Origin of the sequence: Paracoccus haeundaensis (genome assembly GCF_006239215.1) — a bacterium.
Taxonomy (GTDB): domain Bacteria; phylum Pseudomonadota; class Alphaproteobacteria; order Rhodobacterales; family Rhodobacteraceae; genus Paracoccus; species Paracoccus marcusii.
This window is the reverse complement of the sequence record NZ_VDDC01000001.1, coordinates 161,947-185,023: the sequence shown is the minus strand read 5'-3', so window position 1 is coordinate 185,023 and position 23,077 is coordinate 161,947. Positions and strand designations below refer to the sequence as shown.

Genomic DNA, 23,077 nt, shown 5'->3' with positions numbered 1-23,077 from the left:
GCCTCAGCCATGCGAAAGGGCCGCCCCCTGCGGGACGGCCCTTCGTCGGTCCGACCTCTCGGACCCGGTTACAATCGCCGCATCTGCGGCCTGCGCCAGCCTGCGGCGGGCTCGATCATCAGCTCATGGACCGCCCAGACCAGGGCATCCAGCCGGTCGGGACTGCCCCGCCCCTCGAACCCGCGCACCGTCATCTGGCACATCTGATCCTCCAAGGCGCCAAGGGCGCCCTTCAGATGCTTGACGCGCCCCTGCTCGTACAGCGCGGCGACGGGCTCTGCTCGCAACCCCTTGCCCCGCGACGCCCGCAGCGCCTTGAACGGGACCAGCGGGTCGATCTGGCGCACAACGCTCTCGACCAGATCGCCGCCCTGGTTCACCTCGGCCACCAGCTTCTCGGCACCGTAGCGGTCCATCGCGGCAATCGCGGCGCGGGCCCAATCCGTGGGCCCGCCCCGGACGCTGGCATCCTCCAGCACATAAGCGCGCCAATCCTTTGGCTCGCCCTGCGTAACGACGCCCGCGACCACGATCCCGCATTCGTCGCTGGCCCGCCCGCCGGTAACCGACGGGTCGACCGCGACGACGATCCGGTCCAGCTTGGGCGCCTCGGCCACCCGCGCGTCTTCCAGCATCGCGGTCGTCCACAGCGCCCCCTCGACATCGTCCAGCAGCAAGCCGTCCAGCTCCTGGCGCCCCAACCGCGTCCCGCCATAGCGGCTCTCGACCTCCGCCAGAAAACTCTCCGCCAGATAGGCGCGGTTCGCATCTGTCGGCGCATGGGTCACCACAGTGCTGGCATTGCCCAGGATGCGCTTCAGCACGCCCACATTGCGCGGCGTGGTGGTGACGACCTGCTGGGGATGCTCGCCAAGCCGCAGCGCGAACTGCAGCATGTCCCAGACATCCTCGGCCTTCTTCCACTTGGCCAGCTCATCGACCCAGGCCGCGTCGAACTGGGGCCCGCGCAAAGCCTCCGGCTCATGCGCGGAATAGACCGTGGCGGTCGCCCCGTTCGCCCAGACCAGCCGCTTGCGGCCCGCCTCCCAGACCGGACGCCGGTCGGGGGGCGAACAGGCCAGGATGCCGCTCTCGCCGAACACCATCACCTCGCGCACCTGGTCGAAGGTCTCGCCGACCAGGGCCACGCGATGGCATTTCCCGGGTGCAGCAGCCGTGGGCCCCTCGACCAGGCTGCGCACCCATTCCGACCCGGCGCGGGTCTTGCCCGCGCCGCGCCCGCCCATGATCACCCAGGACTTCCAGTCGCCCTCGGGGGGCAACTGATGGGGCAGCGCCCAGAACTCGAACAGCCAGGGCAGGCTCATCAGCGCGTTCTGCGACAGCCCGCCCAGAAATTCCTCAACCTCCTCCGGCCCGGCGGAGGCAAGCCAGGCGGCGCCCGATCTCGTCTCGTGCGGCGCCGAGGTCAAGGCTGCCCCCTCCGACGCCGCCCGCGATGTCTTTGCGAAGTTTGTCAACCTTGATCCTTTCCGCCATCAGCAGCTGGACGGCCTCGCGGACCGTCTTCGCCGTCTCCATGGCCTTTTTCAGCTTGGCCGGGTCAAGCTCCCCGGACTTGAGCGCTTCAAGCTCGGCCTGGTGCCCCCGCAGGTCCTTGACGTAATCCCAGAACAGCCAGCGCAGGACGTCGATCTCGTCCTCGCCCTCGGCGATCTCGGGCATCGCGAACCCGGCCTTCTCAGGCTGGGTTCCGGTCACGAAAGGTCCGTCGGTTTTCCCGGCCCCGCCCCATTCCATATCGTTCATGCACTCTGCCCCGCCTCGTGTTCCTGTCCGCACGAGCCAAGAGACGAAAAAAGCGGCCCAAGGGTTTCCCCCGGCCGCTTGCCCACCTCTTCCAGCATGTAAAAGTTCTACCTTAGGGCGTTCGCCAAGTCAATGGATAAACCCATACGTGCATAATATGGCGCATAAACCTTGCGATTACAATGCGATACACTATGCAACACCCCCGGCGTACGCTGCGCAACACGCCCCTGAATCAGCTTCGCGCGGCCTCGACGAACGCGCGGATCAGCGCAACATCCTTGACCCCCGGTGCACGTTCCACGCCCGAACTGACGTCCACGACAGGCGCCCCCGTCAGCCGCACGGCCTCCGCGACGTTGTCCGGTGTCAGTCCCCCGGCCAGCATCCAGGGCCGCAACCAATGCCGCCCGACCAGCAGCCGCCAATCGAAGGCCAACCCGTTCCCACCCGGCAGATCGGCCCCCGCCGGCGGCTTGGCATCCACCAGCAGCATGTCCGCCGCCACGCCGTAATCCATCAGCTGTGGCAAGTCCGCCGGACCCGACAGCCCGACCGCCTTCATCACAGGCAGCCCCGTCAACGCCTTGACCTCGGCCACCCGCGCGGCGCTCTCATAGCCATGCAGCTGGATCACGTCCAGCGCCGCGTGGTCCAGCACCTCTCGCAGCAGATCGTCCGACGGATCGACGAACAGTCCCACGCGGGCGACCCCAACGGGAACCTCCGCCGTCAGCGCTGCGGCTTGGGTCGCGGTCACTGCACGCGGCGACCTGGGAAAGAATACGAACCCCAGAAAGCGCGCACCGGCATCGACGGCCGCCGCGACATGGCGTTCCTCGGACAGCCCGCAGATCTTGACCTCGGCCACGCCTCAGCGAACCGCAGGCAGGGCCGCACCCTTGGCGGGGGCAGGCTCGTCCAAGATCGCCAGCACCTCGTCGCGCGGGGCGGCGTGGCGGTCGCGCAGATGCCCGACCTCGCTCTCAAGACGCACGACCTCGGCATTGCGCTGACGCGCCTCGCGGCGGAAATGCGCCTCGCGCAGCCACTCCCAGACCAGACCGGCCAGCATGCCCAAGGCAAAGGCCACGAAGATCACCAGGAACAGCGGTACCGTCAGCGACCACGTGCCGCCCAAGTACTGTCCGAAATTGGCCGGGAACGCCGAAAGGGTGACCATGTCACGGTTGGCCAAGGCGACCGCCACCAGCACAAGCGCCAGTGCTGCGACAAAGATCAGACGGATGAAGCGCATTGAATTTCCTCGATATCGCAGACGGGCGGGATGCCCGGTAAACAGGGGCCTCAGGCGTCGCCGTTCAGGCGGTCGCGCAGCAGCTTGCCGGTCTTGAAGAACGGAACGTGCTTTTCGTCAACCTCGACCGATTCACCGGTGCGCGGGTTGCGCCCCGTCCGGGAATCGCGCTTCTTGACAGAGAAGGCGCCAAAGCCGCGCAATTCGACCCGGTCGCCCCGCGCCATCGCGTCGATGACCTCCTCGAAGATCGTGTTCACGATCCTCTCGACGTCGCGGCGGAACAGGTGGGGGTTTTCATCTGAGATCTTCTGGATCAGTTCGGACCGGATCATATGTTCCCCCAATTGGACGGGTCTTCCTGCCGTCAAAGTCAGCACGTCAAACCGCAAGGCCGGTGCAATACCGCCCTTCATGTTTCCGTTCAACGCCCGACAGAAGTCACTGGTTTCATAGCGTTGCCAGCTTTGCCCCAAACGCGCAAGCGGGATGGCGCGCATCCGCCCGGCCGTGGGCAAGAAAAAGCCCGCCCCGGACGAACCGGGGCGGGCAAGGATCGATCGGGTCGGGCCGATCAGCTGTTGCGGTTCAGTGCCGCACCCAGGATGTCGCCCAGAGACGCGCCCGAATCCGAGCTGCCATAGGTGTCGATGGCTTCCTTTTCCTCGGCGATCTCGCGGGCCTTGATCGACAGGCCTAGACGGCGGGTCTTGGTGTCGACGTTGGTCACGCGGGCATCGACCTTGTCGCCGACGCTGAAACGCTCGGGGCGCTGGTCGGCACGGTCGCGGGCCAGGTCGCTGCGGCGGATGAACGACTTGACGCCGTTGTACTCGACCTCGATGCCACCCTCTTCGATCGCGGTGACTTCGGCGGTGACGATGGTGCCACGCTTCACGCCATCAACGGCCTCGGCCATGTTCTCGTTTTCCAACGACTTGATGGACAGGCTGATGCGCTCCTTCTCGACGTCCACGTCCTGGACGACCGCCTTGACGACGTCGCCCTTGCGGAAGTCCTGGATCGCGTCTTCGCCGCGGGCATCCCAGCTGATGTCCGACAGGTGGACCATGCCGTCGATGTCGCCTTCCAGGCCGATGAACAGACCGAACTCGGTGATGTTCTTGACCTCGCCCTCGATGACGGTGCCGGTCGGATGGGTTTCGGCGAACACTTCCCACGGGTTGCGCATCGTCTGCTTCAGGCCCAGGGACACGCGGCGCTTGGCCTCGTCGATCTCCAGAACCATCACTTCGACTTCCTGCGAGGTCGAGACGATCTTGCCCGGGTGGACGTTCTTCTTGGTCCAGCTCATTTCCGAAACGTGGACCAGACCCTCGACACCGGCTTCCAGCTCCACGAAGGCGCCGTAATCGGTGATGTTGGTCACGCGGCCCTGGTGGACCGACTCGATCGGGAACTTGTCGGCGACCGTATCCCACGGATCGGCCTGCAGCTGCTTCATGCCCAGGCTGATGCGGTGGCTGTCCTTGTTGATCTTGATGACCTGGACCTTGACGGTCTCGCCGATCGCCAGGATCTCGGACGGGTGGTTGACGCGACGCCAGGCCATGTCGGTGACGTGCAGCAGGCCGTCGACGCCGCCCAGGTCAACGAAGGCACCGTATTCGGTGATGTTCTTGACCACGCCGTCGATCGACTGACCTTCGGTCAGGTTCGCGATGACTTCGGCGCGCTGTTCGGCGCGGCTCTCTTCCAGGATGGCGCGACGCGACACGACGATGTTGCCGCGACGACGGTCCATCTTCAGGATCTGGAACGGCTGCTTCAGACCCATCAGCGGGCCGGCATCGCGCACGGGGCGCACATCGACTTGCGAACCGGGCAGGAAGGCGACGGCACCGCCCAGGTCGACCGTGAAGCCGCCCTTGACGCGACCGAAGATGGCGCCTTCGACGCGCTCTTCGCTTTCGTAGGCCTTCTCCAGACGATCCCAGGCTTCCTCGCGGCGGGCCTTCTCACGGCTGATCGACGCTTCGCCGCGGGCGTTCTCGACGCGGTCCAGATAGACCTCGACCTCGTCGCCGACCTTGATGCTGGGCTCTTCGCCGGGATTGGCAAATTCCTTCAGATCGACGCGGCCTTCCATCTTGTAGCCGACGTCGATGATGGCCTGGCCTGCCTCGATGGCAATGACGCGGCCTTTGACAACGCTGCCCTCGTCGGGGGTGTCAATCTCGAGGCTTTCATTCAGAAGGGCCTCGAACTCCTCCATGGTCGCTTTAGCGCACATACGTATTCAGTATCCTTTGTGTCTGTTTTCCGGCCTGACGGTTGGCTCCGCCGGTCTTTATGGTGCCGTTGGGGCAACGCCAAAGGGTCGCGGCATGACGCCCGACCCGTTGGAATGCGGTCTGTTCTGACCATGTCGCCCGTGTGACTGCGGCCCCAATACCCGTGTTTGAGGCCAATTTCAACGCCTAAACGCGTCTCCACACGCCCGACACGCGGCTGTAATCGGCAATCTCGGGGGTGCCAAAGCCATTGGCGTCCATCGGCGCGACATGCCGCTCCAGCCGCAGGTCCGGGCCGTCGATCTCCAGCAGCACGAACTCGTTCTGCCCGTCGGTGATGCGCGCACACAGCGCCGTGCCGGTCTGGATCTGCAGCACGCGCGGATGGCGCCCCGTCGCCAGCAACGCGTCCGTCGCCCAACGGTGCAGATGCCCCGACAGGACCACCTGCACCCCCGACGCCTCAAGCCGGTACAGCGCCTCGGACGCGCGCCGTGCCAGCGCCTTGTCGACGCGCGGCAGCTGTTGCAGCGGATGATGCAGCGCCACGATATTGGTGCCCATCGCGTCGACATTGCCGATGACGCGGCCGATCTCGCCCTCGCGGATCTTGCCGCGCTGCCAGGCATAGGGATCGGCGCTGTTCAGCGCCATGACCCGCACGTCGCCCGCCCGCCCCACCGGTGTCAGCACGGGACCGAAATGCCGCCGGAACCCCGCAAAGGGCCAGAACATCCGCGCCACAAGGTTCCATGCCGGTACGTCGTGATTGCCCGGCATGCACATCAAGGGCGCCTCGATGCGGTCAAGAAAGGCGCGTGCCTGCCGCATCTGCGGGGGCAGCGCGCGGTGCGTGATGTCGCCGCCGATGACCACCAGGTCGGGGCGCAGCGCCGCGATCCGCGCCAGCAGCGGCTCCTCCAACGCGGCACGGTGAAATCCGAAATGCAGGTCGGTCAGATGAAGGATGCGCGTCACCGGTGGTCAGCCCTTCGGCTGCTCGGTCTTGCTGACCCCGTCGCGGGGCAGCAGAACCTTGAGCCCGTCATGGCGCACCTTCAGCCGGAAGGGGCTCTCCAACGCGGTCTTCTCGCCGTCATGGGCGATCAGCTGGCGCCGCTTGGGCGTCTCGATGGTCAGCTCGTCCGTCAGGATCAGGTCGAAGTCGTCGTTCTTGGCGCTCTTGCCCATCGCCATGCGCAGGGCGGACCGCATCAACGGCAGGGGGTGCTTCGCCTTGGCGATCAGCACCGCGAATTCGCCGCGCCGGATCTCCTCCGCCCCCTCCAGCCCAAAGCTGTCCAACTGATAGGCGCTGCGCGCGACAAAGACCAAGGCACTGGTATAGCGGCTCTCCTGCCCGTCGACGCGGGCGACAAGCTGCATCGGGCGCCGCAGGCGCCGCAGCGCCACCAGCACCGACCAATAGGCCGCCATCCGCGACCGCCCCCACCGCTTGTAGATCCCCTCGCGCGTCTTCAGGATCTGCGGATAGGCGCCCAGACTGACATTGTTCAGAAAGATCAGCCCGTTGACGTCGCCGACATCGACCGCCTCGACCCGGGCGTCCAAAATCGTGTCCAGCGCCTCCTCGACGGTCTCTCCGACGCCCAGGTCGCGGGCAAAATAATTGAACGTCCCGCCCGGCAGGACGCCCATCACGACGTCACGATCAACCAGCGCACCGGCCACCGCCGATTGCGTGCCGTCGCCACCCGCGGCGATCACCAGATCGAACCCCTCAGTCGCGACCTTGCGCGCCAGCGCGGGCAGGTCGCTCCCCTTCCGGCTCTCGCGCAGCTCGAACCTGCCGCAGGCGGGTGCGAGCCGTTCGTTCAGCATCTCGCGCAACTCGACATGCTTCTTCTTGCCCGATCCGCGGTTCATCACGACGCAGACCTTGGCACTGGCCAGGTCGAACCCATCGGTCTTGTGCTGCATCGCTGGACTGTCCCCGGCCGTGATTGTCATCTGCTGGGCACCGAACACCCAACCCCGCCGCAGGGTTGCATCTACAGCAGCCGGGCCGCCGCCTCGGCCGACGGTTTCAGCCCCTGCCCGCCGCCGCCGACAAAGGCGACCAGCTGTTCGCGCATCCGCGGCTCCCAGAAATCGCGCAGATGGGCGGCGATCTTTTCGGGTGCTGCGCCGCCGGGCTGGGTGTCAAAGAAACCGGCGATCTGGTTGACCATCAGGACCATCTTGTCAGGCGACATCGGACACCTCGGCGCGCAGCCGTTCGGGGTGGGAAAACAGATCAAAGCCCTCGCCGCGGGCAAAGGCCGCCAGGGTGATGCCCGCGCCCTGCGCCAGCCGCAGCGCATGAGCGGTAGGGGCGGACACGGCGATCAGCACCGCGCCCCCGGCCAAGGCGCATTTCTGCACCATCTCGACGGACACGCGGCTGGTCAGCACAAAGGCGCCCTGCCCCGCATCCATGCCCTGCCGCGCCATTGCGCCGATCAGCTTGTCCAAGGCGTTGTGGCGGCCCACATCCTCGCGCGCCAGCACGATCCCCCGTCCGGGGATCATGAAGCCTGCCGCATGGACCGCGCGGGTCCGGTCATGCAATGGCTGCCAGCCGCGCAGATCGTCGGTCGCCCGCGCGATCTGGCTTGCATCCAGCACCGGCCCAGCGCCCGACAGGTCGGGCAGCGCGCGCACCGCCTCCTCAAGGCTGTCGATCCCGCACAGCCCGCAGCCCACCGGCCCCGCCATGAAGCGGCGCCGCGCCGCCAGCGCGTCGGTGCGGTCATCCGCGATCCACATCTGCGCCTCGACGCCGCGGGGATGGGCCAGAACCTCCAGCCGCTCGATCTGGGCGGGGTCGGTCACGATCCCCTCGGTCAGGGAAAAGCCCACGGCAAAATCCTCCAGATCCGCGGGCGTGGCCATCATGACGGCCTGGGTCGATCCGCCATAGACCATCGCCACGGCCATCTCCTCCGGCAGGGTCCGGGTGACATCCGCGCGGCTGGCCGCGCGGACATGGGTGGCGGGGGCTTGGGTCGTGGGGTCGGGCAGGTTCATCGTCACTCCGCGGCTGACAGGATCCGCCGCGACCTTTCGGCCTGTGCAGTATAGCGTTCCTGCCAGTCCGACGGACCGTTCGAGGGGCTGACCTGCACCGCGGTGACCTTGTATTCCGGGCAATTCGTCGCCCAGTCCGAAAAATCGGTCGTCACCACGTTAGCCTGCGTCGCCGGATGGTGGAAGGTCGTATAGACCACACCCGGCGACACCCGTTCGGTCAGCGTCACCATCAGCGTGGTCTCCCCCGCCCGGCTGGCCAGCCGGACCCAGTCGCCGTCGCGGATGCCGCGGGTCTCGGCGTCATGCGGATGGATCTCCAGCACGTCCTGGCCGTGCCAGGCGGTGTTCTCGGTCCGCCGGGTCTGCGCGCCCACATTGTACTGCGACAGGATGCGACCGGTGGTCAGCAGCAGCGGGAACCGCGGTGAGGTGCGTTCGTCGGTCGGGATGTATTCGGTGATCACGAAATGCCCGCGCCCCGACTGGAACCCGTCGACATGCATCAGCGGCGTGCCCGTGGGCGCGGCCTCGTTGCAGGGCCACTGCACCGAGCCCAGCTCCTCCAGCCGCTCATAGCTGACGCCCGCAAAGCTGGGCGTGGTCGCGGCGATCTCGTCCATGATCTGGGACGGGTGGGTGTAATGCCACCCCGCCCCCATCGCGTTGGCCAGCATCTGGGTAATCTCCCAGTCCTCATAGCCGTTGCGGGGCGCCATGACCTTGCGCACACGGTTGATGCGGCGTTCGGCATTGGTGAAGGTCCCGTCCTTTTCCAGGAAGGACGATCCGGGCAGAAAGACATGCGCGTAATTCGCCGTTTCGTTCAGGAACAGGTCGTGGACGATCACGCATTCCATCGCGGCAAGGCCCGCCGCCACGTGATGCGTGTCGGGATCGGATTGCAGGATGTCCTCCCCCTGGCAGTAGAGACCCTTGAAGGTCCCCTCCACCGCGGCATCCAGCATGTTGGGAATGCGCAGGCCCGGCTCGGGGTCGATCTGGACCCCCCAGGCGTTCTCGAAGATCGCGCGCACGTCGGGCATCTTGACGTGGCGGTATCCCGGCAGCTCGTGCGGGAACGACCCCATGTCGCAGGCGCCCTGCACGTTGTTCTGACCGCGCAGCGGGTTCACGCCCACGCCGGGCCGCCCGATATTGCCGGTCAGCATCGCAAGGTTCGCGATCGCCATCACGGTCGTCGACCCCTGGCTGTGCTCGGTCACGCCCAGCCCGTAATAGATCGCGCCGTTCCCGCCCGTCGCGAACAGCCGTGCGGCGGCGCGCAGCTCTGCGGCGGGCACGCCGGTCAGGGTCTCGGTCGCCTCGGGGGCGTGGCGGGGATCGGCGATGAACTCGGCGTAATGCTGGAACTCGTCCCAATCACAGCGGTCGCGGATATAGGCCTCGTCCATCAGCCCCTCGGTCACGATCACATGCGCCATGGCGCTGATGACGGCGACGTTGGTGCCGGGGCGCAGCGGCAGGTGATGGGATGCCTCGACATGCGCGGACCGCACGATGTCGGTGCGGCGCGGATCGACGACGATCAGCTTGGCCCCCTGACGCAGGCGCTTCTTCAGGCGGCTGGCAAAGACCGGATGGCCGTCCGTCGGGTTGGCCCCGATGATCAGCACCACGTCGGTCTGTTCCACGCTGTCGAAATCCTGCGTCCCGGCCGAGGTGCCGAAGGTCTTGCCCAACCCGTATCCCGTGGGCGAATGGCACACCCGCGCGCAGGTGTCGGTGTTGTTGTTCAGGAACACCGCACGGGTCAGCTTCTGGACCAGATAGGTCTCCTCGTTGGTGCAGCGGCTGGAGGTGATGACCCCCACCGACCGCCGCCCATGCCGTTCCTGGATGCCGCGCATCCGGTCGGCGGCAAAGGCCAGCGCCTCGTCCCAGGCGACCTCGCGCCACGGGTCCTCGATCCGCTCGCGGATCATCGGCTTCAGGATGCGATCCTGGTGGGCGGCATAGCCATAGGCGAACCGCCCCTTGACGCAGCTGTGCCCGCGGTTCGCCTTGCCGTGCTTGTAGGGCACCATGCGCACCAGCTGGTCGCCGTTCATCTCGGCCTTGAAGCTGCAGCCGACGCCGCAATAGGCGCAGGTGGTGATGACCGACCGCGTGGGCGTGCCAAGTTCGGCCACCGACTTCTCCTGCAGGGTCGCGGTCGGGCAGGCCTGCACGCAGGCACCGCAGCTGACGCAATCGCTGGAGAAGAAATCGTCGGCGCTGGTCCCGGCGCTGACGCGGCTGTCGAAGCCCCGGCCCTCGATGGTCAGGGCGAACGTCCCCTGCACCTCGTCGCAGGCCCGCACGCAGCGCGAACAGACGATGCACTTGCTGGGATCATAGGTGAAATAGGGGTTGGAGTTGTCCTTGGGAATGAACTGCGGGTTGTCATGCCCCCCGCGCAGCCGGGCCTCGGCCTGCGACCGCGCGCCCGTTCCCGACGGGTCGAAATGGTTGTCGCCCGGCGCATAGCGGACGTCGCGCAGGCCAACCTGCCCGGCCGTGTCCTGCAACTCGCAATCGCCATTGGCCGAACAGGTCAGGCAATCCAGCGGGTGGTCGCTGATATACAGCTCCATCACGCCCTTGCGCAGCTTGCGGATCTTGGCCGACTGCGTGTGAACCACCATCCCCTCGGCCACGGGGGTCGTGCAGGATGCGGGCGTCCCGCGCCGCCCCTCGATCTCGACCACGCACAGGCGGCACGACCCGAAGGCCTCCATGTTGTCGCTGGCGCACAGCTTGGGGATCTGCACGTCGGCCATCATGGCGGCGCGCATCACAGACGTTCCCTCGGGCACGATCACCGCGATGCCGTCGATGGTCAGGGCGACCGGGGCGCCGCTGCGCGCAGGCGTGCCCATGTCACGGTCGTCGCCGGGCGCGAATTCCGGGATGATGAAGTCTTTCATTCCGCGGCCTCCTTATGGGTGGCGAAATCGTCGGGAAATTGCGTCAGCGCGGACATGACTGGATAGGGCGTGAAGCCGCCCAGGGCGCATAGCGACCCGTCCTTCATCGTCTCGCACAGATCGGTCAGCAGGGCGGCGGCGCCTGGGTCGCCCGCGGCGATGCGGTCGATGGTCTCGACCCCCCGCACGGCGCCGATCCGGCAGGGCGTGCACTTGCCGCAGCTTTCCACCGCGCAGAATTCCATCGCGAAACGCGCCATCTGCAGCATGTCGGCGCTGTCGTCGAACACGACCAGCCCGGCATGGCCGATCAGCCCGCCCGCGGCATCGAAATCCTCGTATCCCATCGGCGTGTCGAACTTGCTGACGGGCATATAGGCGCCCAGCGGCCCGCCGACCTGCACGGCCTTGACCGGACGCCCGGTCGCGGTGCCGCCGCCGATGTCGTTGACGACCTCGCCCAGCGACATCCCGAAGGCGGTCTCGAACAGGCCGCCGCGCGCGACGTTGCCGGCGATCTGCAGGGTCACGGTGCCCCGCGACCGCCCCAGCCCGAAATCGGCATAGGCCTGCGCGCCCCGTTCGAAGATCACCGGGACGGTGGCCAGGCTGATGACGTTGTTGACGACCGTCGGCTTGCCCAGGAACCCCTCCAACGCGGGCAGCGGGGGCTTGGCGCGCACCGTGCCGCGCTTGCCCTCCAGGCTGTTCAACAGGCTGGTCTCCTCTCCGCAGACATAGGCGCCGGCGCCGACCCGCACCTGCATGTCGAAGGCCCGCCCCGAGCCCAGCACATCCGCACCCAGCATGCCGCGCTGGCGGGCGATGACGACCGCGCGTTCCAGCACGTCGATCGCCACGGGGTATTCCGACCGCATGTAGACATAGCCGCGCGTCGCCCCGACCCCCAGGGCGGCGATCGCCATCCCCTCAATCAGGGTGAAGGGATCGCCCTCCATGATCATCCGGTCGGCGAAGGTGCCGCTGTCGCCCTCGTCGGCATTGCAGACGATGTATTTCTGATCGGCGACCGCATCGGCCACGGTCTTCCACTTGATGCCGGTCGGAAAGCCTGCGCCGCCGCGCCCGCGCAGCCCGCTGGCCATGACCTCGGCCACGATCGCCGCGCCGTCCATGCCGATCGCGCGGCGCAGCCCCGCCAGACCGCCATGGCGTTCGTATTCGTCCAGGTCCAGCGGGTCGATCAGCCCGCAGCGCGCGAATGTCAGTCGCGTCTGGCGCGCAAAGAAGGGAATGTCCTCGACCCGGCCAAGGCAGGGCAACGTGCCATCCAGCAGCGCGCCCACATCGGCGGGCGTCACCGGGCCATAGGCCAGACGCCGGCCGTCGGCCTCGATCTCGACCAGGGGCTCCAGCCAGACCATGCCGCGCGACCCGTTGCGCACGACCTGGGCATCCAGACCCCGCGCGGCGATCTGCTGCGTCAGGGCGTCGGCCACGGCATCGGCACCCAGCGCCTTGGCGGCACTGTCCAGGGGAACAAAGATCCTCATCGTGCGGCCTCCAGCGCGGCGACCAACCGGTCGCCGTCGACCCGTCCCATCAGCTGCCCGTCCAGCATCGCGGCCGGACCGCAGGCACACAGGCCCAGGCAATAGACCGGCTCGACCGTCACGGCCCCGTCGGCGGTGGTCCCATGCCAGTCCACACCAAGCCGGTCCAGAACGCCCGCGGCCATCGCGGCGCCGCCCATCGACTGGCAGGCCTCGGCCCGGCAGATCTTCAGGATGTGACGCCCGGCGGGATGGTCGCGGAAATCGTGATAGAAGCTGATGACGCCATACACCTCGGCCCGGCCCAGGTTCAGCACGTCGGCCAGAACCGGCACGGCGGCCTGCGGCACGTGGCCCCATTCCGCCTGGATCGCATGCAGCATCGGCAGCAGCGGCCCCTCCAGCGCGGTCAGGGGGGTGACGACATCGCGGATCTCGTCCGCGGTCGGGGCTGGCGCGTCGTTCAGCATGGCTGGCCTTTCAGATATCCGTTCCCCAGAAGACAGCGGGGACCATCTGAAATCAATATCGCAGTTCCGTTGAACGATAGAGCATTTCTATCAAACCATGCGCCGCGCCTCGCTCAGCAGCGCCTCCAGAACCGGGGTGTGCGGCTCCCGCCAGGGGGCGATCAGGCCCACGGCGTGGCCCGGTGCCGACCCCTCCAGCGCGATGAGGCGCAAGGGTTTGCCCTGCGCCAGGAAACCGGCGATATCCTCGGGCAGGATGGTCAGCCAGCCACCGGCCATCACATGCGACACCAGCACCACGGTCGAATTCGATTCCACCGTGGCCTGCGGCACCACGCCTGCGGCGGTCAGGGTGCGGTTGATGATACGGCGGTTCTGCATGTCCTGTGACAGAAGGCACAGCCGCTGACCGTCCAGATCAGACCACGCGACCTGCGCCTGCGCCGCCAGCGGGTGATCCTGATGCGCGACCAGCAGATAGCGTTCGTCGTAGAGCGGCACGCTGCTGACCCGGCCCAGCGGTTCGTTGTCCAGATACGAGATGCCGGCATCCACCTCCAGGTCGTCGATCATCTGCAAAATCTCGGCCGAGGTGCGCGACAGGATGGTGAAGCCCACGTTCGGATGCGCCGCCCCGAACCGGGCGCTGATCCGTGCGGCCCAGGTCAGCGCGGTGGGAATGACCGCGATACGCAGCCGGCCCGACAGGCCGTGGCGGACGGCCCGCATCTCGTCGCGCAGCTGGCGGGTATCCCCCACGATGCGCCGTGCCCAGACCAAGGCCTGCTGCCCCTCGGGTGTCAGCCCGCCATAGCGCGATCCGCGAAAGATCAGCAGCACGCCCAGGCTCTCCTCCAGCTGCTTGATCCCGGCGGACAGCGTGGGCTGGGTCACGCCGATGGTCGCGGCGGCGCGGCCAAAATGGCCCTCCTTGGCCACGGCCAGGAACATCTCCAGCTTGTCGATCATGCGCGGTCCCCCTTTGGCTGCCATCAGGCGCCTCCGTGTGGGCGCGGTCAAGGACTTGCCGCGCGGGCCGTCGCGGGTCAGGGTCGGGGCATGACAGATATCTTACTGATCCACGGGGCATGGCACGGCGGCTGGTGCTGGGACCGGACCGCGGCCCTGCTGCGGGCGCAAGGCTGGCGCGTGGCCTGTCCCGATGTGGCGGGCGACACCTTGGCCGCCTGCGCTGCGGCCCTGTCTTGGGCGCCGGTGGTGGTGGGTCATTCCCTGGGCGGCATGCTGGCCGAGGCGATGGATCCGGCCCCGCGGGTGCTGATCCACCTGTGTTCCTATCTGCCGCTGCCGGGCGACAGCGTGGCGTCGCTGGACCGGCTGATCCCCACGCCGCCCCGGAACTGGCCGCGCGACGACCTGGGGCGGCTGGTTCTGCCGCCGGACGCCGCGCGGGCGATGCTGTATGACAACTGCGCCGACGCCGACCTGTCCCGCCTGCGGCCCCAGCCGGTCGGCCCGCTCCGCGACCCGCTGCCGGGTCCGCGCAAGCAGACCACCCGCCATTATGTCCTGTGCAACCGGGACCGCGCCATCCTGCCTGCCGCGCAGCGCGCGATGCTGGACCGCGCGCCGGTCGATCACCTGCACCACCGGCCCTGGGGGCATTCGCCCTTCCAGTCCGACCCGCAGGGGCTGGCCGACCTGATCAACGCGATCGCGCGCTAGGGCGTGGGGACGGCCACCACCGCCAGGCAGTCGCCGGTCTGCACCAGCCCCGGAAAGTGCCGCGCAGCCAGCAGGCCGGGGCGGTTCGCGCAGACCGTCACGGGCGCGATGCCGGTGCGGTCCACGGGCCAGATGCAGGCCAGCGGCTGCCCCTCGGCCACGTCCTGACCCAGATCGACCAGGGGATGCAGCAGCCCGCCTTGGGTCGCGAAGTGGAAGCAGGCATCGTCCGGCATGTCCAGCATGCGACTGTCGTCCACCCCCTCGACCGGGCCGGACAGGATGCCCGCGTGGCGCAGCACGTTGCGGGCCCCGCGCAGCGCGATGGACACGGTCGCCGCAGTGGCCGTGCCGCCGCCGCCCAGTTCCGTGGTGACGAACACCTTGCCCTGCTGTTCCACGGTCGTGTCGAACATGCCCACCGCGTCGATTTCCCGCATCATCATCGACCAGGGCGCGCCAAAAGCCCGCATCGCGGCCACGCAGGCCGCCTGCTGATCCGCGTCGTCCAGGTAATGCGCCGCGGCATAGGGCAGAAAGTCCAGCGTCTTGCCCCCCGAATGGTAATCCAGCACCAGGTCGGCGGCGGGCACCAGGACCGTCGCAAGGTAATCCGCGATCTTCTGCGTGACCGAACCGTCGGGGCGCCCCGGAAAGGCGCGGTTCATGTTCACCCCGTCGATGGGGCTGACCCGCGTGCCCGCCGCGACCGCGGGCGCGTTCATCGCGGGCAGGATGATCACGCGGCCCATCACCTGCGCGGGCTCCAGCTCCCATGCCAGCTGCTGCAGCGCCAGGGGGCCTTCGTATTCGTCGCCGTGATTGCCCCCGGTCAGCAGGGCGGTGGGCCCGTCGCCGCCGCGGATCACCGTCAGCGGGATCATCACGCTGCCCCAGGCGCTGTCGTTGCGGCTGTAGGGCATGCGCAGAAAGCCGTGATGCTTGCCCGGCGCGTCCAGCGGGATGGTCGGCGTGATCGCAGTCATCCCTTCACCAGCATCCGGCGCGGCAGGGTGCAGAACAGGTCGGGCGCGCCATCGGTGATGATGATCGATTCCGTCGTCTCGTACCCCCAGTCGTCCATCCACAGCCCGGTCATGAAATGAAACGTCATGCCCGGCTTCAGCACGGTCTTGTCGCCCCGGCGCAGCGACATGGTGCGTTCGCCCCAGTCGGGCGGATAGGACAGGCCGATCGGGTATCCGGTGCGGTTGTCCTTGACGATGCCGTGGCGGTCCAGCACCCGGAAGAAGGCGTTGGCGACATCCTCGCAGGTGTTGCCGGCGCGGGCGGCCTCCAGCCCTTCGTCCATGCCCTCCAGGACGGCCTTCTCGGCCTCCAGCATGGCGTCGGGGGGCGTGCCCAGAAAGATCGTGCGCGACAGCGGCACGTGGTATCGCTGATAACAGCCGGCGATCTCGAAGAAGGTGCCCTCCTCGGGCTTCATCGGCTGGTCGTCCCAGGTCAGGTGCGGCGCGCCCGCATCCGGTCCCGACGGCAGCAGCGGCACGATGGCCGGATAATCGCCGCCATGGCCGGACCATTCGTCATAGCGCAGGCCCGCATCATAGATCTCGGCCACCAGGTCGCATTTGCGCATGCCGACCTCGACCTTGTCGGCGATGCGGCGGTGCATGCGCTCGACGATGCGCGCGGCCTTGCGCATGTATTCCAGTTCCTTCTCGGTCTTGACGGCGCGCTGCCAGTTGACCAGCGAGGCGGCATCCGTCAGGCGTGCATCGGGCAGGCCCGCCGCCAGGCAGGCATGGGCCTTGGCCGAATACCAGTAGTTGTCCATTTCGACCCCGATGGTGCCCCGGTTACAGCCAAGATCGGTCAGACGGGCGGCCAGGTATTCCATCGGGTGACGCTCGGTCGATTGGACGTAATGGTCGGGATAGCCGATGATCGCGTCCTCGGGCATCCAGACGGTACGCAGCGCGCCCTGCGCGTCCTGGCCGCGCCCGAACCAGACCGGCGGGCCCGACGGCCCGACGATCACGCATTGATGCACATAGAACGACCAGCCGTCATAGCCGGTCAGCCAGGCCATGTTGGACGGGTCGCTGACGATCAGCGCGTCCAGGCCCTGGCGCGCCATGCGGGCGCGGGTGCCGGCCAGCCGGGCCTCGTATTCCTCGGTCGCGAAACGTTCGGGCGTGCGTTGCAGTTCGGGCATGGGACGGACCTTGCGTCGGGGGGTGAATTACCAGCTGCGGGTGCGAAACAGCGCGCCCGGCCCGCGACCCGGGATGCGCGCGCGTTCCAGCATCGCCCAGAACAGCGCCTGGTTCGAGGTGACGACCGGTTTGCCCAGCAGCCCCTCCAGCGTGTCGATCAGGTCCAGCGCGGGCAGCGCCGTGCAGGACATGAACAGCGCCTGCGCGTCGGGGTGGTCGCTGGCCAGCGCCATCTCGGTGATCTCGGTCGGGTTCAGCATGGCCATGTCGCGATCGTCGGCATGACCCATCGACGACCGGCGGACGACGTCGATGCCATGCGACTCGAAATGATCGCCGACCAGGTCGGTCGTCGCCGCCAGATAGGGCGTCATCAGCGTGACCCGCGCCACGCCCAGCGCCGCGAACGCCCGCAGCGCCGCGCCCGCGGGCGTGGTCACCGGCGCGCGACCCCCGGCCAGCGCATCCATCGTGTCGCCCAGCACAGCCGCGGCGGAGGTGCAGCCGAAGCCGATGCCCGACAGCGCCACGCCCGGCACCAGCAGATCCACCGCGTCGCGCAGGCGCGGGCCGGTGGCGCGCAGGTTGTCCTCGGTCGTGGGGTTGTCGAAGGCGATGCGCGTGACGTGCAGCCGGGTTCCGGGCGGCATCAGGCTGGCCGCGTCACCCTCGATCGTCAGGTCGGTGGCCAGGGCCACCAGCCCGAACCGGTTCAGATTGTCCTGCATGCGGCTCCCCTTACCCGTCGATGGACAGGTCGCGCAGGAACAACGCGATCTGCGGGAAAAAGATCAGCAGGACCGATACCGTCAGCAGCATGATCACGAAGGGCGGCGTGCCGCGGATGACCTCCCAGTAGGGCCGGCGGAACACCGCGATGGCCGTGAAGATGTCGCAGCCGAAGGGCGGCGTGGCGCTGCCGATGGCGACCTGCAGAGTGATGATCGTGCCGACCAGCACCGGGTCCAGCCCCGTCGCCTGCACCACCGGCGCAAAGATCGGCACCAGCACCAGGATCACCACGATCGGGTCCACGAACATGCAGCCGATGAAGAACGCAATGGAGATGGTGAACAGCACGCCATAGGGGCCCATGCCGTCGATGCCGATGCCGGCCAGGATCTCCTGCGGGATCTGGGCGAAGCTGATGACATAGCTGAAGGCCGCGCCGGCGCCGACCAGGATGAACACCACCGCGGTGATCAGCCCGGTCGATTTGGCGGTCGCGAACAGCTGGCGGGGCGACACCTGTCGAAAGACCAGCATCTCCAGCACCAGGGCATAAAGGACGCAGGCGGCCGCGGCCTCGGTCGGAGAGAAGACCCCGCCATAGATGCCGCCGATGATCAGCACCGGAAAGCCCATCGGCCAGATGGCCCGGCGCACGGCACGCAGCCGGTCGGGCCAGGGCATGCGCGGTTCCGTCGGCACGTCGTGGCGCACCGCATAGACATAGGAGTAGATCGAGAACATCACCAGGATCAGCAACCCCGGCCCGATCCCCGCCAGGAACAGTTCCGCAATCGACGTGCCCGACACGACGCCATAGATGATCATGCCGATCGACGGCGGGATCAGGAAGGCGATATCGGATGCGTTCACGATCAGCGCCAGCGTAAAGGAATCGCTGTAGCCCGCCTTCAGCAGGCGCGGCCGCATCGGGCCGCCCACCGCAACGACCGTGGCCTGGGTCGACCCCGACACCGCGCCGAACATGGTGCAGGCCCCCGCGGTCGAGATGGCCAGCCCGCCCTTGACGTGGCCCAGAAAGGCCATGACCACGTCGATCAGGCGGCCCGCGGACTGGCCGCGGGTCATGATCTCGGCCGCGAAGATGAACATCGGCACCGCGATCAGGCTGGCGGGCTGGATGCCCGCGATGACCTGCTGGACCAGTGTCTCCAGGTGGCCGATGCCACCGAAGATCGCGACGAAGCCCACGACCGACGCGACGATCAGCGGGACCATCATCGGAAAGCCCAGCAGCAGCAGCACGATCATCGTGCCCAGGATGGCGGTGGTCATGCGTCGGCGTCCTTCTGCGGCAGGTCGTACCCGTCGCGCACGGCGGTCGACAGCCAGATGTCGGGGTCCCTGAGGTTCTTCAGCGCGGTCAGCGCGTATTGCAGGCCGGTCAGGAAGAAGCCGGCGGGAACCCAGACGATGATCCACCATTGCGGGATGCGCAGCGCGGGCAGAACCCTGCCCCGGCCCGCCTGGCTCATGACATAGGACAGCGCGAACCACGCCAGCACCAGCAGCAGCACCGCCGTCAGCGCCGATATCGCCACCAGCATCGCCTTGCGCGCCCTGGGCGGCAGCGCGTCGGTGATGGCCGACATGCGGATATGGCGCCCGTGCCGCGCGGCATAGGACATGCCCGCGAAGGTCACCAGGACGATCAGCGCCTGGTTGACCTCCTCGGCGAAATAGAGCGAGCGGCCAAAGACGAAGCGGCCGACGACATTGGCGACGGTGTTGAACGCCATCGCCAGCACGCCGATCGCCAGGGCCATGGCCTCCAGCCGGGCGATGGCGCGGTCGGCCACGCCCAGGACGCCGGGCAGACCGGATTCGTACAGCGCATCGTCGATGTCATCCTGTGCCTGCGTCGCCTCGGCCGCGGCAAGGATGTCCGGGTCGTCGGCCGGGCCTGGGGGCCGGTCACCTTTGGTCTCTGGCGTCATGGCCACCTGTCCATCATCGTTCGCTCGGGCGCCCCGCCCCGCAGGCCGGGACGGGGCACCGGGATCAGCCCTGGGCCGCGGCGGACAGGTCCGCCTTCATCTGGTCCAGAACCTCCTGTGCGCGGGGACCGCCGATCTCCAGGAAGGTCTCCTCGACCTGGGCGGCGGTGTCGCGGAAGGGCGCGCGCTGCTCCTCGGTCAGGGTGGTCACGGTGACCTCGGGGCGGTCGGCGGTGATCTTCTCCAGCGACGCCTCGGTCAGGCCCTGCTGATATTCGATGATGTGGTCGAACGCCGTCTTGGCCGCGTCGCGGACCACCTGCTGGTCCTCGGGGGACAGGCCCTCGAAGAACTCCTGGTTGGCCATCAGCGCGGTGGTGAAGTTGTTGTGGCCCAGCCGGGTGATGTGGTCCTGGACCTCGTACATGCGGGTGGATTCGATGAAGAAGGCCGGGTTCTCCTGCGCATCGACGATGCCGGTCTGCAGGCCGCCATAGACCTCGCCCCAGGGCAGCGGCGTGGGCGTGGCGCCGAAGGCCTGATAGCTGCTGACCAGCAGCGGGTTGGTCATCACCCGCACCTTGACGTCGTCGAAATCGGCCGGCGCCGCGATGGGCCGGTTCGAGGTGACCATCACCTCGCCCTCGGGGTACATGCTCAGCAGCTCCAGCCCCTGCTGGGCGTACAGCTCGGGGAAGATCGTGTTGATCGCCTCGGAATTGCGGAAGAAGGCGAACAGCTGGTCGTCATCCTCGGGCAGCAGATAGGGCACGAAGAACACCTGCGCCTCGGGGATCAGCGATCCGGTGAAGCCGGGCGACTGGTTCACGAACTGCAGGATGCCCGACTGGGTCTGCTCCATGATGTTGTCGGATTCACCCAGCGTGCCAAAGGGGAACAACTGGACCTCATGGTCGGAATTGGCCTCGACCTCCTCCTTGAACTTCTGGGCATAGACGCCCTGGACCTCGTCCAGCGCCTCCTCGAAGGCATAGCGCCAGGTGTCGGCCATGGCGGCCCCCGATCCCAGGATCAGGGCGGTCAGGCTGGCGGTGGCAAGGCGGAATGCGGGGCGGGTGGTGATGGTCATGATACCTCCTGTTGGGGCGGGCCCTGCGCGCGGATCGCACGGGCCCTTCTGCGGCAGGATTCGGACCTTTCGGACCGTTCCGATTGGACCCGATGGTTCGGGACAAGCGGAATCCAAGTCAATTGATGTATTAAATCATGACAATTCTGACCGCGAGAGTCAAACAGGTCGCCCGATTGTCCTGCCCTCAGCCCGGAAGAACTGCCGAGACGATGCGCAGCGCCTGTTCAAGATCGCGCGTCGTGGCCCCGCCCAGCGACACGCGCAGCGCCGGCCCCTGGGGCAGGATCGCAAAGCCCGCGCCGGGCGCCAGCGCGACCTGGTGGGACAGCGCGGTGGCCAGGGCTGCGCCTTCGTCGGTGCCGGGGTCCAGCGGCATCCAGCGGTGCAAACCGTGCAGGAACCCCTGCGCACGCTGGCCCAGGACGCGCACCGCCAGCCGGTTCCTTGCGGCCAGTTCGCTGCGCTGCGCCGCCAGCAGCGCGTCGGCCGTGCCGCCGGTGATCCAGTCATGCGCGATCTCGGCCATCAGGGGCGTGGCCATCCAGGCCATCGACAGGTGCCGGTTCAGCGCGGCCTCTGCCATTTTTTCGGGCATCGCCAGAAAACCCAGGCGCAGGCCCGGCGACAGGCATTTCGACAGGCCCGTGAAATAGAAGCTGCGTTCCGGCGCGAATCCCGACAGGGCGGGCGGGCGGCGCGGCGGCATCGGCCCCGTGGGGTCGCTTTCCAGGATCATCAGGCCGGCTTGGGTCGCGGCGCGGGCCAGGGCCTCGCGCCGGTCGCGGTCCATCACCCGCGCCCGCGGCCCCCCGCCCGAGGGCAGCAGGAACACCGCCTTCATCCGCCCGCCCGCCGCCCGCGCGGCCCGGATCAGCGCGTCGGGGTCCATGCCGTGTTCGTCATCGGGGATGCCCTGCAGGCGCAGGTGCAGATGCTGGGCCGCGGGCCGCAGCGTGTGGCAGGTGGCGGATTCGGTCGCGATGATGTCCCCGGGCAACGCCACGCATTGCAGCGCCACGAACATCGCAGGCGTGGTCCCGTTGGTGATCAGGATCCGCTGCGCCGGGACCACCATCCCGCAGCGCGCCAGCCACGCCGCGGCCATGCCGCCATACAGCGACATCGTCTGGCGCGGGCGAAAGGACAGCATCGCCGGATCGGGCAGACGGTCCGACAGGCGCAGCAACGTCTCGCTCCACGCCGTGCGGATCTGGGGCAGCGCCACGGGGGTCATCATCGACAGGTCGATCGGCGGGCGGTCGGTGGGCGCACGGAACCACGGCACCTCGATCGTCTCGCGCGGGCCGGATCGCACGAAGCTGCCGCGCCCGACCTCTCCCGAGATCAGGTCGGCGCGGATCAGTTCCTCGTACGCGCGGCTGACGGTCTGGACGCTGACGCCCAGCTGCCAGGCCAGGTCGCGATGCGGCGGCAGGCGCGTGCCGGGAGGCAGGCTGCCCGCGTCGATCGCCGCGGCGATACCCTGGGCCAGGCTGCGATAGGCGGGGCGGGTGATGTCGGTGCGTCTCAGAGGCCAGTGGGACATGGGATGCAGGATCGCCCGCCGCGCGCGGATTGACAAGCGGGCCGCGCGCGGGAACATGCGCGCCATGATCCCGCCCCGCAGCCTGCGCCTGGACGACCGCGACATCGCCATCCTGGCGGTGCTGTCGCGCGAGGGGCGCATCACCAAGACCGACCTGGCCGCCCGCGTGAACCTGTCGCCCACCCCCTGCTGGGACCGGATGCGGCGGCTGGAACATGCGGGCCTGATCCGGGGATACCGCGCCCAGATCGACCTTGCCGCCCTGGGGCCGCATGTGCAGGTCTTCGTCACGGTCGAACTGGACCAGCACCGCAGCGAAAGCTTTCAGCGGTTCGAGGCGGTGATCGCGCGCATGGACGCCGTCACCGGCTGCTGGGCGATCGGCGGGGGGTTCGATTACCTGATGTCGGTGATCGCCCCCGACGTGGCGGCGTTCCAGGGGGTCATGGACGGGCTGCTGGACAGCGGCGCGGGTGTGCGGCGCTATTTCAGCTATATCGTGACCAAGCCGGTCAAGGATCAGCCCGCCTTGGGCGCCATGCTGGAACATCATCGGCTTGAGGGCTGAAGTTCAGGGATTTCCTCGGGCAGGACCCATCGGATCAGAGAAATCTTCGGGCCCCACCGCCCTATCCTGCCCCCAGCAGGAACAGGAGCG

23 protein-coding genes are annotated in these 23,077 nt (G+C 67.9%); 2 read left to right on the top strand and 21 right to left on the bottom strand.

The features are described from left to right. Window positions 1-68: 68 nt before the first annotated feature. From FHD67_RS00980 to FHD67_RS00915, 14 genes are all read right to left on the bottom strand, one after another. On the bottom strand, window positions 69-1,328 hold the full coding sequence (locus tag FHD67_RS00980) for a DNA-packaging protein (protein ID WP_045999665.1): 1,260 nt from the start codon (window positions 1,326-1,328) through the stop codon (window positions 69-71). A 34-nt stretch (window positions 1,329-1,362) separates the two neighbouring features. Next, entirely contained in the window at window positions 1,363-1,770 is a 408-nt protein-coding gene (locus FHD67_RS00975; protein WP_045999357.1) for a hypothetical protein, read from the bottom strand. 235 nt (window positions 1,771-2,005) lie between these two features. Continuing rightward, the gene (locus tag FHD67_RS00970) at window positions 2,006-2,641 is read right to left on the bottom strand and encodes a phosphoribosylanthranilate isomerase (RefSeq protein ID WP_139597526.1); all 636 of its coding nucleotides are present in this window, start codon (window positions 2,639-2,641) and stop codon (window positions 2,006-2,008) included. Window positions 2,642-2,644: 3 nt separating this feature from the next. Beyond that, window positions 2,645-3,028: a LapA family protein gene (locus tag FHD67_RS00965; protein ID WP_127898331.1), complete on the bottom strand. Its 384-nt coding sequence runs from the start codon at window positions 3,026-3,028 to the stop codon at window positions 2,645-2,647. Between the two features lie 50 nt (window positions 3,029-3,078). Continuing rightward, window positions 3,079-3,363 carry an integration host factor subunit beta gene (ihfB, locus tag FHD67_RS00960; protein ID WP_045999360.1) on the bottom strand — a complete coding sequence of 95 codons (285 nt, stop codon included), beginning with the start codon at window positions 3,361-3,363 and terminating at the stop codon, window positions 3,079-3,081. 239 nt (window positions 3,364-3,602) lie between these two features. After that, window positions 3,603-5,282 (bottom strand): 30S ribosomal protein S1, encoded by a 1,680-nt coding sequence (gene rpsA, locus FHD67_RS00955; RefSeq protein ID WP_084693668.1) that lies wholly within the window; start codon window positions 5,280-5,282, stop codon window positions 3,603-3,605. Between the two features lie 187 nt (window positions 5,283-5,469). Beyond that, window positions 5,470-6,261, bottom strand: a complete 792-nt coding sequence (locus FHD67_RS00950; RefSeq protein ID WP_139597525.1) for a metallophosphoesterase family protein — start codon at window positions 6,259-6,261, stop codon at window positions 5,470-5,472. A 6-nt stretch (window positions 6,262-6,267) separates the two neighbouring features. After that, window positions 6,268-7,224, bottom strand: coding sequence for a diacylglycerol/lipid kinase family protein (locus tag FHD67_RS00945; protein WP_246071175.1), 957 nt, complete (start codon window positions 7,222-7,224; stop codon window positions 6,268-6,270). 71 nt (window positions 7,225-7,295) lie between these two features. After that, a complete protein-coding gene (locus tag FHD67_RS00940; protein ID WP_127898328.1) occupies window positions 7,296-7,499 on the bottom strand; it encodes a formate dehydrogenase subunit delta in 204 nt (67 codons plus the stop codon). Further along, window positions 7,489-8,313 (bottom strand): formate dehydrogenase accessory sulfurtransferase FdhD, encoded by an 825-nt coding sequence (gene fdhD, locus FHD67_RS00935; protein WP_139597523.1) that lies wholly within the window; start codon window positions 8,311-8,313, stop codon window positions 7,489-7,491. Before fdhD ends, FHD67_RS00940 begins: the two co-directional genes overlap by 11 nt. Window positions 8,314-8,315: 2 nt before the next feature. Further along, entirely contained in the window at window positions 8,316-11,243 is a 2,928-nt protein-coding gene (gene fdhF, locus FHD67_RS00930) for a formate dehydrogenase subunit alpha (protein WP_139597522.1), read from the bottom strand. Continuing rightward, a complete protein-coding gene (locus tag FHD67_RS00925; protein WP_139597521.1) occupies window positions 11,240-12,757 on the bottom strand; it encodes a formate dehydrogenase beta subunit in 1,518 nt (505 codons plus the stop codon). The genes fdhF and FHD67_RS00925 overlap by 4 nt, the downstream gene beginning before the upstream one ends. Then, entirely contained in the window at window positions 12,754-13,227 is a 474-nt protein-coding gene (locus FHD67_RS00920; protein WP_139597520.1) for a formate dehydrogenase subunit gamma, read from the bottom strand. Before FHD67_RS00920 ends, FHD67_RS00925 begins: the two co-directional genes overlap by 4 nt. Window positions 13,228-13,317: 90 nt before the next feature. Beyond that, a complete protein-coding gene (locus tag FHD67_RS00915) occupies window positions 13,318-14,196 on the bottom strand; it encodes a LysR family transcriptional regulator (protein WP_139597519.1) in 879 nt (292 codons plus the stop codon). Window positions 14,197-14,286: 90 nt separating this feature from the next. On the opposite strand from FHD67_RS00915, the gene FHD67_RS00910 reads away from it, so the two are divergent. Further along, entirely contained in the window at window positions 14,287-14,913 is a 627-nt protein-coding gene (locus FHD67_RS00910) for an alpha/beta fold hydrolase (RefSeq protein WP_176695008.1), read from the top strand. Here the strand turns inward: FHD67_RS00910 and doeB are convergent. From doeB to ehuR, 7 genes are all read right to left on the bottom strand, one after another. Continuing rightward, window positions 14,910-15,899: a N(2)-acetyl-L-2,4-diaminobutanoate deacetylase DoeB gene (doeB, locus tag FHD67_RS00905; protein ID WP_139597517.1), complete on the bottom strand. Its 990-nt coding sequence runs from the start codon at window positions 15,897-15,899 to the stop codon at window positions 14,910-14,912. The genes FHD67_RS00910 and doeB overlap by 4 nt on opposite strands. Next, complete coding sequence (doeA, locus tag FHD67_RS00900; RefSeq protein ID WP_139597516.1) at window positions 15,896-17,092, bottom strand: ectoine hydrolase DoeA; 1,197 nt, start codon at window positions 17,090-17,092, stop codon at window positions 15,896-15,898. The genes doeB and doeA overlap by 4 nt, the downstream gene beginning before the upstream one ends. A 27-nt stretch (window positions 17,093-17,119) precedes the next feature. Continuing rightward, on the bottom strand, window positions 17,120-17,821 hold the full coding sequence (locus tag FHD67_RS00895; RefSeq protein ID WP_139597515.1) for a maleate cis-trans isomerase family protein: 702 nt from the start codon (window positions 17,819-17,821) through the stop codon (window positions 17,120-17,122). A gap of 10 nt (window positions 17,822-17,831) precedes the next feature. Then, window positions 17,832-19,118: a TRAP transporter large permease gene (locus FHD67_RS00890; RefSeq protein ID WP_139597514.1), complete on the bottom strand. Its 1,287-nt coding sequence runs from the start codon at window positions 19,116-19,118 to the stop codon at window positions 17,832-17,834. Then, a complete protein-coding gene (locus tag FHD67_RS00885; RefSeq protein WP_139597513.1) occupies window positions 19,115-19,780 on the bottom strand; it encodes a TRAP transporter small permease in 666 nt (221 codons plus the stop codon). The genes FHD67_RS00890 and FHD67_RS00885 overlap by 4 nt, the downstream gene beginning before the upstream one ends. A gap of 64 nt (window positions 19,781-19,844) precedes the next feature. Then, window positions 19,845-20,870 (bottom strand): TRAP transporter substrate-binding protein, encoded by a 1,026-nt coding sequence (locus FHD67_RS00880; RefSeq protein WP_139597512.1) that lies wholly within the window; start codon window positions 20,868-20,870, stop codon window positions 19,845-19,847. Between the two features lie 187 nt (window positions 20,871-21,057). Next, complete coding sequence (ehuR, locus tag FHD67_RS00875; RefSeq protein ID WP_176695007.1) at window positions 21,058-22,485, bottom strand: MocR-like ectoine utilization transcription factor EhuR; 1,428 nt, start codon at window positions 22,483-22,485, stop codon at window positions 21,058-21,060. Between ehuR and FHD67_RS00870 the strand changes: the two genes are divergently transcribed. After that, a complete protein-coding gene (locus FHD67_RS00870; protein ID WP_139597510.1) occupies window positions 22,484-22,987 on the top strand; it encodes an Lrp/AsnC family transcriptional regulator in 504 nt (167 codons plus the stop codon). The two genes, ehuR and FHD67_RS00870, sit on opposite strands and share 2 nt — an antisense overlap. Window positions 22,988-23,077: the final 90 nt, after the last annotated feature.